This window comes from Paramuribaculum intestinale (genome assembly GCF_003024925.1).
Taxonomy (GTDB): domain Bacteria; phylum Bacteroidota; class Bacteroidia; order Bacteroidales; family Muribaculaceae; genus Paramuribaculum; species Paramuribaculum intestinale.
Genome location: NZ_PUED01000070.1, coordinates 1 through 12941 on the forward strand (window position 1 = coordinate 1; position 12941 = coordinate 12941).

Below are 12941 nucleotides of genomic sequence, written 5' to 3' on the forward strand. Positions count from 1 at the left end.
AGACGGGGAGCGGGCTGTGGCGTTGACGTGGTCGACGGTAAGGGCGCGGTAGCGGGCTGTGACGGAATTGATGTCGTAGCCCTGCATGGCGGCTTTGGCGAGTGCCTGTGCTTTGGCGAGAATGCCTGCCTTGGAGTATCTGAAGCGGCTTTCGAATCGGTTGACGGCGCGCTGAAGTTCATGGGGGGTAATGCCGTCGTCGGTGAGTCTGGACAGCTGCTGCAGGAGTGTCTGCTCGGCCTGCTCTTCGGGGTTGTCTATGCCCGGGGCTATGAGTCCGTTGACCATGATGTAGCCCGGCTGGTCGCTGCCGAGGATTGATGCGTCGGCTTCGGTGAATACGTTGCCTTGGGCTATGAGGCTCTGGTGGAAGCGCGATGCGCGTCCGGCGGCGAGTATATCGGTGATTATGTCGGCGGCTTCGTAGCCTTCGCATCCGTGAGCCATCATGGGGTAGGCGATGGTGATGGATGTCTGCGGCTCGTTGGCGCCATTGACCGTGAGACGGCGTGGCGCCCGGGGGAGCGGTTCGGCGGGCAGTATGCGCCGCGGGACATTGCCGCGCGGTATGTTGCCGAACCATTTGTCGGCAAGCTCTACGACGCGCTCAAACGCTATGTTTCCGGCTACCGAGAGCACTGCCCGATCGGGTGTGTAATTTGCGTGGAAAAAGGTTCTGACGCGGTCGAGCGTCAGGGATGCTATGTGGTCGGGTGTGAGCCCGATCGTCGGCCATCTGTAGGGGTGCACTTGATAGAGCAGTGCGCGCAGGCTGTGGCCGAGTGTGGCGTATGGTCGGTTGAGGCATGTCTGCTTGAACTCCTCGATCACCACCTGACGCTGCACGTCGAATGTCTCGGACGTGAACGAGGGCTGTAGCATCCGGTCGCTCTCGAGCCAGAAGATTGTCTCGATATTTTCGGCCGGGACTACAGAGTAGAAGCTTGTGAAGTCGTTGCTTGTCCATGCGTTGTTCCATCCGCATGCGCGTTCGGTGTGGCGGTCGAAGTCGGGCACGTTGGCCGATCCGCCGAACATCATGTGTTCGAGCAGATGCGCTATGCCTGTGTGCCCGGGGTCTTCGTCGCGCGCTCCTACGCCGTAGAGCAGGTCGACGGCTACCATGGGGGTGTAGCTGTCGGCGTGGTGCACGATCCGCAGACCGTTGTCGAGCGTAGCCGAAGATGACCGGATCATCGTCGTTGAGGCTCGACAATCTCCATCGATGTGATGCGGATGTCGTCGACAGGGCGGTCGTTGGCGTCGGTTTCGGCTTTCTGTATGCGGTCCACAACGTCCATTCCGCTGATCACTTCGCCGAACACGGTGTAGGCTCCGTCGAGATGCGGCGTGCCGCCTTCGGTGCGGTATGCTTCACGCTGCCGGGGTGTAAGGGTATCGGGTGCGAGCGTAGCTGCTTCGGCCTCGGTGCGTTCGATGAGTTTTTCCTGAAGAGTCTGGAGTCCGGCCTGATCGCGTGCCCGGCGCATGGCCATGATGGTGTCGCGCTGTTCGGCAACGAGCCGGTCGAATATGGCTTTCTGCTGCATCATTGCGCGCTGGCGGTCCAGATGGTCGAGCTGTGCGTCATTGTAGGTCTTGCCGGTAACGATATAGAATTGCGATCCGCTCGATTTTTTCTCGGGGTTGACCTGATCGCCCTGACGTGCGGCCGCGAGTGCTCCGCGCTTGTGGAAATGGCGCGGATAGACAAATTCGGCGTCGAGCTGATAGTCGGGGTCGCCCGATCCGAGCATAGCTCCCTTGGGTGCGTTTTTCGAGTCGGGGTCGCCGGTCTGTATCATGAAGTCGTTGATCACGCGGTGGAAGAGCACCCCGTCGTAGAATCCTTCGGATGCGAGGCGGATGAAGTTGTCGCGGTGGCGCGGCGTGTCGCCGTAGAGGCGCACGCGGATGTCTCCGGCGGTGGTGTGTATGTCGACGATAGCGTCGTCAGCTCTGTTTTCGGCCGTGGTGTCGTGGTGTTGTGTCATTGTAATTGAATTTTGGATATGAGGGATGTCCGTCGCTCCGCATGTCATGGCTGTGGCCATGGCTACGGCAACGAGAAGAGAGGGCAAGAATCGTTTCCGCATCATTGGTGAACGTTTTGTGGATAGATTAAATGGCCGATGCGGGGAAGAGCCGCTTGTAGATGCGACGGAAGTTGTTGTCGGAGGCCGAAAGCTCTTCGGCGCGCTGCGCGTAGTCGTCGCCCCAGATGCTCTGGAGCAGATCGCCGATGTAGCGGCGCTCGCGGTCTTTGTCGATGGCGGCGGCTATCAGTGCATCGATCTGCGGGGCGTATTTCTCGCGGCCTATTGCGGCGAGATAGCGTGCGGCGCTGACGGTGAACTGGCCGTTGGGGTCGACTTTGATCATATTGTCGACGAGCTGGCCGATGATGTCGTCGCATTCGCCGATATGGTTGGCGATATATTCGTATGTAAGCAGGCCGTCGGTGTCTTTGGCGAGCCGTTTTTTCAGTTCTTCGTCCATAATTCTATATGTTTCGCCACAAATATAACACTTTTCGCGGAAACCGCCCCAAATTGCCGACAATTATTTTCGGAATGCTGAGCGGATGGATGGAGCGTGTATGGATCGGAGATGTAACCTCATCATAGGCGCGGGTGCGTGCGCGGGGATAATCGCCACGGACTTTGACAGTGTAAAAAACAAATGTTAACTTTGTGGCATTTTATAAGAGGAGTATGTTTGAATTTAACACGAGATAGAGAAAAACTGCATAAATGATAGAGCGAATAGTCATTATCGACCGGGTGGATCCGGTGAGTTTCTACGGTGTCAACAACTGCAACATGCAGTTGGTGCGCAATCTGTTTCCGAAGTTGCGCATGGCCGCGCGCGGCACGGTAATAAAGGTCATAGGCGACGATGATGAAACAGCCGAGTTCGAGCGCAAGATCCATGAACTTGAGGACTACTGTCTGAAATACAACAAGCTGACCGAGGATGTGATCATCGACATAGTGCGCGGCGAGAAGCCCCGCGACGTGAAGTCGGACGGAGTGATCATATTCGGCGTCAACGGCAAGCCGATCTCGGCACGCACTCCCAACCAGCAGCGTCTGGTCGACGCGTTCAGAAGCAACGATCTGACATTCGCCATGGGGCCGGCCGGTACCGGCAAGACCTATATAGCGATAGTTCTTGCCGTCAAGGCGCTGAAAAACAAGGAGGCCCGGAGGATAATACTGTCGCGTCCGGCTGTGGAGGCCGGTGAGAAACTCGGTTTTCTGCCCGGCGACATGAAGGACAAAATCGATCCGTATCTGCAGCCGCTCTACGATGCGCTGGAGGATATGATACCGGCCGTGAAGCTCAAGGAATATATGGAGACCGGGGTGATACAGATAGCTCCGCTGGCATTCATGCGCGGCCGTACGCTCAACGATGCCATAATAGTGCTCGACGAGGCTCAGAACACTACCACCCACCAGATAAAGATGTTCCTGACGCGCCTGGGCATGAATGCCAAGATGATAGTGACCGGCGACGCCACGCAGATCGACCTTCCGCGTTCCACGCAGTCGGGGCTTGTGCAGGCTCTGAAGATACTCCGCGGAGTGGAGGGGATAGGACGTGTGGAGTTCAGCAAAAAGGATATAGTGCGCCACGCGCTGGTGCAGCGGATAGTGGAGGCCTATGAGCGCTTTGACTCGGCTTCGGCCGAAAGCAGTGCGGCAGGTGCGCCGGCATCAGAGTGAAAGCGTGTCGCTGTCATAAGGTCGCAGCCTGACGCCGTGCAAACCTCATCAGGTGGGGCTGACGGCGCGTGTCGCAGCTGCGTCGGTGCCATGGTGTGACTTCGGTGAGGGTGTATGCGTCGCCGTAGGCTTCGCGCCATGCCTCGATGTCGGGTTCGTCGATGATGATCCATCCGTTGGTGGGCATCTCCCGCGCGAAGAGCCGCATGCGGTCGCCGATGTAGAAATTGACAGTATAGTATCTTATCAGCGGGTCGGTATGAAATTCGTAGACCGGTCCGTCGGGCGCTGTCGCGCATACGGCTTCGGCCAGCGGCTTGTCGCTCTTGGCCGAAAGCACCGGCGGCAGTATGGCTGACGAAAGCGACAGCAGAATAGCCGTCACGGTAGCGATCATTGCCGCCGGCAGCCGCCGCGGAGCGCCGCGCCGGAGCTCGCTCCATCCCCATAGGCCTGTGACAAGGCAGAGCGGGAGCGCCCACACCCCGTTGATGCTCAGGGCGGCCGAGGCGATGGCCGAGAACTGGATGGAGGCGGAGGGCGACATGGATGCGGCGACGCTTCCCGGGAGCATAGCCGAGATCCATACGGCTGCCGGCAGAAGTATGGCCAGAGATGACACCGTGGCGACGAACCATCGCATCGGAGCCTCGCGGCGCATCCGCTCTACCAGAAGCATCATCAGATAGCCAATAAACGGATATGCCGGCAGCAGGTAGACGCTGCGCTTGCTCTTGGGGATGCAGAAGAATATCACTATGACCGCAGCCGCCACGGCGCTGTAGAGCGTCAGCGGAGGGAGAGCGCGTAGCCGGGTCAGAAGCGTTGACGGCGAGAAAGATCCTAGAGACGGGCGACGCCAGCTGACGGCTGTCAGCGCCATCAGGGCGAGCAGTGTGTAGGGCACCCAGCCCCAGAGAATGGTCAGCAGCGGATACCAGAACGGCTGCACATGGCTGTCGTAGGACATGGTGCCGGTCATGCGGCCGAAATTCTCTTCCATGGCCAGGCGCAGGAATTCATCGCCTCCCGACCGCCACGCCGCCACGTACCAAAGCGCCGGAACGACGAGCGCCAGCAGTCCGGTCAGCGCCAGACTTCTGAACAATGGCCAGAAAGGCCGTCGGGCAACAAGGCCGGCCACTCCCGCCACGAGGCACGGCAGCAACATTCCTACGGGGCCTTTGGTAAGCACGGCGCATGTCATCAGCGCCACGGCGCCCCACGGGATGCGGCGCATCGGTCCGTCGATATAGCGGTTCAGAGCCATCGTGGCTGACGCCATAAAAAAGGTGAGCACCATGTCGACACGGCACGCCGACGCGGCACGCCACACCTCGAAGCATGTGACGGTGAGAATGGCGGTGACAGCCGATGCCGCGGCCGACGCTCCTCCCCGGCGTGCCCACCGCTGTGTGGCGACGGCAAGGGCTATCGCGGCCAGAGCCGACGGCAGTCGTGAGGTGTATTCGCTCACTCCTCCGGCCAGCCACGACAGCAACGCTATGCACCATGCCAGAAATGGCGGCTTGTAGGGGATGTCGCCGCCGAACGACACCGGCAGCACCCAGTCGCCGCTCTGAAGCATCGATACGGCCACAATGGCTTCGCGCGGCTCACCTTTGGTGTTGAACAGAGGCAGCCCGAGCCATGGCAGAAACATCAGTGAGGCCAGCAGGCCGACAAGCAGCGCCGGGTGGCGGCGCAGATATAGCGTGAGTGACTTAATCATGCGGCAAATTTAGTGATATTTGGCGACAAATGCCTAACTTTGCACGCTGTATGAACAAGAAAAGATGTCTGCTCATAATCAACCCTATCTCCGGCACGGGCAACAAGCGCGGCCTGGACGCTCTTGTGGCCTCGCGTCTGGCCGATAACGGTCTGACAGTAGAAACGGCCTGGACCACAGCCCACGGCGACGCCACCCGTCTGGCGCGCCGCGCCGCCGAGGAGGGTTTTGACTCCGTCATAGCCGCCGGCGGCGACGGTACGATCAACGAGGCCGCTTCGGCGCTTTGCGGCTCGCGGGTGAAGCTGGGAATCATTCCCTGCGGATCGGGTAATGGTTTGGCCCGTCATCTCGACATACCGGTGGACATACGCGCGTCGCTCGAAATCATAGGCCGCGACTGCCCGGTGGCGTGCGATTACGGTTCGGTCAACGGTCAGTCGTTTTTCTGCACGTTCGGCGTGGGTTTCGACGCCGCGGTCAGCGACGCTTTCGCCCGTGGCAAGCACCGCGGCCTGGTGAGCTATGTCAACAACACGATACGGCAGTTTGTCAACTACAACGCCGATGAATACACTATCCGCGCCAACGGACAGATAATCACCGAACAGGCGTTTCTTGTGGCGGTGTGCAATGCCTCGCAGTATGGCAACAACGCCTATATAGCCCCGCGTGCCACCATGACCGACGGATTGCTCGACATAACCATAATACATGCCGGCAACCCGCTGTCGACGATGCTCGTGGGGGTGGATATGCTTACGGGCTACACCTACCGCAACGCTCTGGTCGACACTATACGGGTGTCGTCGGCCACCATAGAGCGGAAACATCCCGGGCCTGCGCATATCGACGGCGAGCCTGTGGCGCTCGGCGAAACCCTCGAAGTGCGCTGCCATCCCGGACAGCTATGGCTCTATACCAATCCCGACGAACGACCGTTCAGGCCGATAATCACCCCGATAGCCTCGATGATACGCGAGGCGCGCTATTCGATCAACCGTATATTCCACCCCAGCCTGCGCTGAAATACCGACTACGATGAAAATGGACTGGAACCGCCTGATATGCGACAAGCGCTTCGGGCTTGAAGACTATCACGATCCGCGCCGCGGAGTGCGCAGCGACTTCCAGCGCGACTATGACAGGCTGGTGTTTTCGTCGCCATTCAGGCGTCTGCAGAACAAGACGCAGGTGTTTCCGCTTCCGGGCAGCATCTTCGTGCACAACCGACTGACGCATTCGATCGAAGTGGCCTGTGTGGGCCGCTCTCTCGCCACCGAGGCCGCCATCGTGCTCCGCGAGCGTCATGGCGCGCAGCCCTGGGCGGGCAAGATCGACGCTATCGGGGAGATCGTTGCCGCCGGATGTCTGGCTCATGACCTTGGCAATCCGCCGTTCGGCCATTCGGGCGAAAAGGCCATATCGACATTTTTCAGCGAGGGTGCCGGGCGTGAGCTTCAGTCGGAGCTGACTCCGGGACAGTGGGCCGATCTGACCCATTTCGAGGGCAACGCCAATGCTTTCCGTCTGCTCACCCACCGCTTCAAGGGGCGTCGTCCGGGGGGCTTCGCAATGACATATTCCACTCTGGCATCGATAGTTAAATATCCCTATGAATCGATGCTTGCCGGCAAAAAAAACAAATTCGGATTCTTCACTTCGGAGAGGGCCGACTTCAGCCGCGTGGCCGACGAGCTGGGGATGCTCCGCCGTCCGTCGGCCGACGGATCGCTGCGCTATGCGCGTCATCCGCTTGTATATCTTGTGGAGGCTGCCGATGATATATGCTATGAGGTGATGGATCTCGAGGACGCCCATAAACTCGGGCTTCTCGCCACCGGCGAAGTGACCGAACTGTTGCTGTCGTTTTTCGAGCCGGAGCGCCGGAGCCGTATCGTGGACAATATGGAGCGTGTGGATGACCCCAACGAGAAGATCGGTTATCTGCGGTCGAGCGTGATAGGGGTGCTTGTGAATGCCTGCGCACGCACGTTCACCGACAATGAGGAGGCGATACTCGCCGGTGACTTCGAGGGGTGTCTCGTGGAGCATATTCCTGAACGCGAACGCGATGGCTACCGGGCCTGCAACGCTCTGTCGTGGGACAAGATCTACAAGACCCCCGACGTGGTGGATCTGGAGCTGGCTGGAACGTCGATAATCACTTTTCTGATGGAAAAGCTGATCCATGCCGTGCGCTATCCCGAGCTGAACTATTCGCAGCTGTTGCTGTCGAAGGTGCCGCACCAGTATGAGGTGGACGCTCCTACGCTCTACGGCAAGGTGCAGGCGGTGGTGGACCATGTGTCGGGCATGACCGATGTCTATGCGCTCGATCTGTACCGACGTCTTAATGGAATGTCGCTGAAGATCAACAACTAATGTCTCTGCGTTGAGGTGTCTTGCAGGCGTCAGGCTCCCTCATGGCCGTAGCGGCGGTGGAGCAGCCAGAGGAAAGTGGTTCCTGCCAAAGCGAACGGCACTCCGACCAGCGCCGGGGAACTCAGACTCCATCCGGCTCCGATGGCGACTCCTCCGATCCATGCCGAAACGGCGTTGGACACGTTGAATGCGATCTGTATGCCCGCTCCTCCGAGCATTTCTCCCCCTTTGGCGAAACGCACTATGAGATATTGAAGCGGTCCGCCGATGCCGAACAGTCCGAAGGATGCCATGAAAGCCAGCAGGAGCGACGGTATCTTGAACGCGTCGAGCAGATATATCGCCGGCATGACAATGGCCATGGCGGCGGCAAGCAGCCCGCACACAACAGATACGCTGTGGCGGTCGGCAAGACGGCCCGCGACAGCATTTCCGGCCACCATGCCGAGTCCGACGATGACCATGACGTAGGTCATTGCCGCGCCTGAAAATCCGGTCACACGTGTCATTATAGGCTCGATGTAGCTCAGCCAGCAATAGACGCTCGCCTGGCCGAAAAAGACTCCGCCGTAGATGAGCCACGGAGCTGATGAGCGGAGGAAGGCGAACTGGCCTTTGATGCCGGTGTCGGGGAGTGGCTCTATCGACGGAAGCCAGCGGCAGAGGCATGCGAGCGCAAGCGCGGCCATGAAGGCCACTATGGCGAACGGATATCGCCATCCGGCGAGATTGGCGGCGAGCGTGGCCAGTGGCACTCCCGCCAGATTGGCTATCGTCATTCCGCCGATCATGACGGCTACGGCCGCCGCTCCGTGGCCTTTGGCGGCGAGGCGCGAACATACGATCGCTCCGGCGCCGAAATATGCGCCGTGGGGCAGTCCGGAGATGAGTCGTGAGCATAGAAGCATGGTGAAGTCGACCGATATAGCCGCGAGAAGATTGCCGAGAAGTATCATTGCGGCAAGGAGTATCATGAGCCGTCGCAGCGGCATGCGGTGGAGCAGTACGAGCGCCGGTGAACCGCAGGCCACTCCTGCCGAATATATCGAGATCAGGTGTCCGGCCTTGACGATCGACACGTCGACCCCGCGTGCCACGTCGCCGAGCACGCCCATCATGCCGAATTCGGCCACTCCGAGGGCAAACGTGCCCAGCGCAAGCGCTATAAGAGCTTTACGGTGATTCATACAGACAGTGTTACAAGCTGTGATATATGTGTGTATTGCTGTTTCGGATTTTTCGATGCAGTGTTGGCAACTATAGCCAGACTAAGGAGTTGCAGTTTAAATGGTTCAACCCTAATTTTGGTCAGTCATTGACTTGGCAGAACCGTCCAGTCTTGTTGTCCGAGGCTGTCGCAGCCTCCATTTATAGCCTCATCGGGCTTGCTTTCGAAGACATAATTAGCGATAATACTGCGAACTGACAAGAGTCATCCGACCGATTTTTAGGTCGGATGACATGAAGACGGTCGGATTAGAAGCCTTTTCGGTCGGATTACGACTACTGATACGACTAATACCTGAAGTAGTTGTGTTTTTAGTCGTGTCATAGCGCAAATAGTCGTCCTGAATATTCTATGTTGTTGATGTTCTACTCATTTTTGGAGTAGTACTGATTTCTCTACTCATTATTTGGTGGAAAGACAAAAACAATATCAATGCTCATGAGCCGAATAGCTTTAATCCGATGGTGGTCAACCGATATGCCTGTTTTGCACTTGTGGGCTTATCAGGATATAACATGCTGATATACCCTAAGCTGAGCATAGGATTAAGTAGTTTTCTCTTGAAATCCTTTGAGTCTCCGAAATCCAAGATTTTGATTAATGAACTTGCCGAGTATGAGTTCTCCTTAAGGAGACTAAGTATATTTATGACATATTCTGACATTTTTGAGATGTCTTCTTTCCTTTTGGACTTATTCCATACTTCTACAGTCATCTGTTCAAGTAACAGTCCAAGTTGCTCTTTATTAGTTATAATACTTTGTTTTATAGCTTCTTGGACTTGGACAGATGTTTGTCCAAGTGTTTGTCCAAGTCGGTTAGTCCAATTGTTATTTCCGCCAAAATCGTCTTCAGACAGTTTACTTGCGAAGCCATCTCTGCATGGGATTGTCATTAAGAAGTATGTGCGGTCATCATCTGTTTCGATAGTGGCCGGAGCAGATCCGTTGTCTTTAAGAGTTTTTTGTATGGTAGGTATGCCGGTGGCACGACCCTCAGTCAGATTAAGTTCCTTAAGAAAATCTCCAAGTCGCCGGTTTCGATATCTCCGCGCCTTAAGTTTCTTAGCCGCTTTTATAGCGTCGCTGCTTATGGAGCGGTCCGGCCCTGCGTAACTCAGAATGTCGACATGAGTTGGCTCAACGGTAATCTCAACCGGCTCACGCTCTTGATAGTCACGATGATAAAGCGCGTTTGAGATACATTCCTCAAATGCCTGATAGGGATAATTAAATGTCTTATCCGACTCCTCGCGATCAGATGGTTTGGCTATCTTTTTCTTTATGACATTAGTACGCAGGTATGACAAAGCATCCTTAATCATTTTGGGAACGGGGCCTGTAATCCTTGGTGCCTCAATCATTAAATCAGGATTCTCAATGCTTCCTTCCGGGAATATCACAATATCTACCTGGGTTACGGGGAAGAACTTTTCGGGGTGTTCGCAGAACATCATTGCCGCAACGTTCTTGATAAGGCGATTTTCCTGTGGTCCGGTCAATAGATCCATCTCGTCAAGGATCTCTATCAGCGAGCGGCTGATAAAGTTTTCCGCAAGTTTGCTTTTCACCGTCTTGAGATGCTCATATACAAGCATACCCGATATATCATCGATTTTTATTGCCTCGTTGCCTCTCTCATCGAATGGCACACGATTGGCAAGGGCTCTCACCTGATCAAGAATCTCTCCTTTGGCTTCAATGGTTGAGGATTTGCTGCGCACATAAAATTTGGGTGTTGACTTCTTTGCGACAACACTCTCCATAACCGAATATGGCCGATTAAGGCCGGATGGCACCCATATTACAAGAATTGGCTTCCCGTCAACGATTTCAGGAGATACCTTTGTCATGTATGCAGGCTCAATCTTTGCGTCATACCCGACCATATCCTTAAGAATATCATCAATCTCTTTTTCGTTCAGACCTTTTACCGGACGCTTGGCCACACCGTTTTCCTCCTCAACGCCGACGAGGATATAGCCGCCACCAGTATTCTCAAGATCCGTAGCGAAAGCACAGACAGTATGGTAGATTTTATCAGGATTCCACCCGGTCTTAAACTCGATGCGGTTGGATTCAACCTTACGCTTGTTGAGTAAATCTTCTATATTGATCGGTAGTGCCATATCAAAATATTCTTTTAATGCATAAACAACTTAGAAATCATCGTCCATCATAATATAATCGTTCTGTTCTTAATGTAGTTTCCTCTCGTCATGGCCAAAAATCAGCCATGCGAAATCAAGCCCACGAAGATTCGCCTCGTTGCTCAACGCCGAGAAATACTTGCCCAAGTCGTCGAAGTCAAAGCTGTTCTCCGCCTTCTTGAACTCCACGACCTCACTTTCTTTATGCGAAATCAGCGATTGAAATATGTCGATGAAATAATTCTCATTCATAATCAATAGTAAATTTCATTTGAGATTCACTTTCCAATAGCCAGATTTGTTGCTTCCGACGCGCTCCACAAGCCCTTTCCCTTTCAAGGCACTTATAATCTTTCTTACTGCACGGTCGGTAATCCCTATTTCTGAGGCAATTTCAGCTGCCGTTATATGCGGCGATTTCAGCAATAATTCAAGGATATGGGTCTCCGATTTATTAGGAACTTTGTGAGGAACTTTATTAGGAACTTTCTCTGTTGTTTTATGCTTTTCCAGTGTGTCACGGATTTCTGTCAGCATAAAATCAATGAACGGCCCCGATTGTCCGGCAGCAGTAGATGCGGCAATAGCATCGTAGTATCGTTGCTGATTGGAGAAAACCATATTCTCTACCGGCAGATGCTCAAAAACGGGATTCAGCCTGCCCAATATGAGCGATTGCCAAAGTCTCCCGGTGCGTCCGTTGCCATCGCTAAACGGATGTATGAACTCAAATTCGTAATGGAATACGCACGACCGAATCAGCAGATGGTCTTGGGAACTGTTTAGCCATTCAAACAGGTTTCCCATAAGCTGAGGCACCATCGACGCACTCGGAGCCATGTGTACCAAACCCTTTTCGCCGAAAACGCCAACGCCTGCGTTGCGGTATCGTCCGGCATCATCGGTCAACGCCTCCATCATAACTGAGTGAGCTTTCTTCAAGTCAGCCTCTTTGAACGGATTTAACGTGCCATAAAGTTCATACGCCTTTATGGCATTCCTCACCTCTTGAATCTGCCGAATCGGGGCGACGACATTCTTGCCGTTGATAATATCGGCTACTTCATCTTCTGACAGCGTATTGCCTTCAATTGCAAGAGAACTGTGGATGGTCTTGATGCGGTTCGCCTTGCGCAGACGCAATCCGTCTTCGTTTTCAAGCGCGATGGCATATCGTTCCAACAAAGCCGAAATCTCCGCAATGAGATTTATTGCCAATGGCGACACTATAAAAGGAGGCGTTTGCATATCTTTCTCTATTTAATTAATCGGGTGATTGAATTTATGCTAAATAATCGACGGTGAAACACACACAGATTCATTGGCAAGCCGAACCTCAATCTTCGTCTCGCCAACCAGCGTCTGAAATAATATTATCTGTCCGCTATCCATAATCGCCTTCTCCTTCTGTCTCTGTTTATGTACTCGTCAAACTCGCTCATAAACCTATAATCTAATGTCAAAAACTGTTGGGCGATTTACAACAAATATTTTCTCTGAAATCTTCTTCTTTTCTTCTTCCGTAAGTTTAGTAGATTGTAGAAAAGAGTTCTTCCATCGCCGTTTCATTCGATTTATTAATTGGGGGCGATAAAGAGGTACTTCATCGTCATAGGCATAAAATAGTAATCTGGCATCTTTTGTCAGAAGAGTCTGTGCTATTGCATCCCACCAGTAAGCATCAGTTCTTCCAAGAGATAAGCCATAGACACAAAT

At 54.6% G+C, this 12941-nt stretch carries 12 protein-coding genes; 3 read left to right on the top strand and 9 right to left on the bottom strand.

Annotated elements, in window-relative coordinates; translation table 11 throughout:
- The 3 genes from C5O24_RS06720 to C5O24_RS06730 all read right to left on the bottom strand — a co-directional run.
- Positions 1-1197 (bottom strand): M16 family metallopeptidase (locus tag C5O24_RS06720; protein ID WP_107681614.1); only part of this gene is annotated, 1197 nt, incomplete at its 3' end.
- Positions 1194-2042, bottom strand: a complete 849-nt coding sequence (locus tag C5O24_RS06725; protein WP_371131578.1) for a peptidylprolyl isomerase — start codon at positions 2040-2042, stop codon at positions 1194-1196. The genes C5O24_RS06725 and C5O24_RS06720, both read right to left, overlap by 4 nt.
- A gap of 79 nt (positions 2043-2121) precedes the next feature.
- Positions 2122-2499 (bottom strand): hypothetical protein, encoded by a 378-nt coding sequence (locus tag C5O24_RS06730; protein WP_107036460.1) that lies wholly within the window; start codon positions 2497-2499, stop codon positions 2122-2124.
- 254 nt (positions 2500-2753) lie between these two features.
- Between C5O24_RS06730 and C5O24_RS06735 the strand changes: the two genes are divergently transcribed.
- Positions 2754-3731: a PhoH family protein gene (locus C5O24_RS06735; RefSeq protein WP_107036459.1), complete on the top strand. Its 978-nt coding sequence runs from the start codon at positions 2754-2756 to the stop codon at positions 3729-3731.
- 13 nt (positions 3732-3744) lie between these two features.
- Here the strand turns inward: C5O24_RS06735 and C5O24_RS06740 are convergent, their stop codons facing one another.
- On the bottom strand, positions 3745-5463 hold the full coding sequence (locus C5O24_RS06740) for an ArnT family glycosyltransferase (protein ID WP_107036458.1): 1719 nt from the start codon (positions 5461-5463) through the stop codon (positions 3745-3747).
- A gap of 50 nt (positions 5464-5513) precedes the next feature.
- Between C5O24_RS06740 and C5O24_RS06745 the strand changes: the two genes are divergently transcribed.
- Together C5O24_RS06745 and dgt are read left to right on the top strand one after the other, a co-directional pair.
- Positions 5514-6491, top strand: coding sequence for a diacylglycerol/lipid kinase family protein (locus C5O24_RS06745; RefSeq protein ID WP_161553834.1), 978 nt, complete (start codon positions 5514-5516; stop codon positions 6489-6491).
- A gap of 19 nt (positions 6492-6510) precedes the next feature.
- On the top strand, positions 6511-7848 hold the full coding sequence (gene dgt, locus C5O24_RS06750; protein ID WP_107036466.1) for a dGTP triphosphohydrolase: 1338 nt from the start codon (positions 6511-6513) through the stop codon (positions 7846-7848).
- Positions 7849-7877: 29 nt separating this feature from the next.
- On the opposite strand, the gene C5O24_RS06755 is transcribed toward dgt, so the two are convergent.
- The 5 genes from C5O24_RS06755 to C5O24_RS14295 form a co-directional block, all read right to left on the bottom strand.
- Complete coding sequence (locus C5O24_RS06755; protein ID WP_107036456.1) at positions 7878-9035, bottom strand: MFS transporter; 1158 nt, start codon at positions 9033-9035, stop codon at positions 7878-7880.
- A gap of 477 nt (positions 9036-9512) precedes the next feature.
- Positions 9513-11204: an RNA/DNA-binding domain-containing protein gene (locus C5O24_RS06765; protein WP_107681616.1), complete on the bottom strand. Its 1692-nt coding sequence runs from the start codon at positions 11202-11204 to the stop codon at positions 9513-9515.
- A gap of 69 nt (positions 11205-11273) precedes the next feature.
- The gene (locus tag C5O24_RS06770) at positions 11274-11477 is read right to left on the bottom strand and encodes an ATP-binding protein (protein ID WP_237613037.1); all 204 of its coding nucleotides are present in this window, start codon (positions 11475-11477) and stop codon (positions 11274-11276) included.
- A gap of 15 nt (positions 11478-11492) precedes the next feature.
- Entirely contained in the window at positions 11493-12473 is a 981-nt protein-coding gene (locus tag C5O24_RS06775) for a Fic family protein (RefSeq protein WP_107681617.1), read from the bottom strand.
- Between the two features lie 198 nt (positions 12474-12671).
- The coding region (locus tag C5O24_RS14295; protein WP_205961076.1) for a hypothetical protein at positions 12672-12941 on the bottom strand (270 nt) is incomplete at its 5' end.

Excerpts from the sequence above, each read along its gene's own strand:
- C5O24_RS06725 (WP_371131578.1), bottom strand. The coding sequence starts at position 2,042 with ATGACATGCGGAGCGACGGACATCCCTCATATCCAAAATTCAATTACA.
- C5O24_RS06745 (WP_161553834.1), top strand. The coding sequence starts at position 5,514 with ATGAACAAGAAAAGATGTCTGCTCATAATCAACCCTATCTCCGGCACG.
- C5O24_RS06730 (WP_107036460.1), bottom strand. The coding sequence starts at position 2,499 with ATGGACGAAGAACTGAAAAAACGGCTCGCCAAAGACACCGACGGCCTG.
- C5O24_RS06775 (WP_107681617.1), bottom strand. The coding sequence starts at position 12,473 with ATGCAAACGCCTCCTTTTATAGTGTCGCCATTGGCAATAAATCTCATT.
- C5O24_RS06740 (WP_107036458.1), bottom strand. The coding sequence starts at position 5,463 with ATGATTAAGTCACTCACGCTATATCTGCGCCGCCACCCGGCGCTGCTT.
- C5O24_RS06735 (WP_107036459.1), top strand. The coding sequence starts at position 2,754 with ATGATAGAGCGAATAGTCATTATCGACCGGGTGGATCCGGTGAGTTTC.
- C5O24_RS06765 (WP_107681616.1), bottom strand. The coding sequence starts at position 11,204 with ATGGCACTACCGATCAATATAGAAGATTTACTCAACAAGCGTAAGGTT.
- dgt (WP_107036466.1), top strand. The coding sequence starts at position 6,511 with ATGGACTGGAACCGCCTGATATGCGACAAGCGCTTCGGGCTTGAAGAC.
- C5O24_RS06770 (WP_237613037.1), bottom strand. The coding sequence starts at position 11,477 with ATGAATGAGAATTATTTCATCGACATATTTCAATCGCTGATTTCGCAT.
- C5O24_RS06755 (WP_107036456.1), bottom strand. The coding sequence starts at position 9,035 with ATGAATCACCGTAAAGCTCTTATAGCGCTTGCGCTGGGCACGTTTGCC.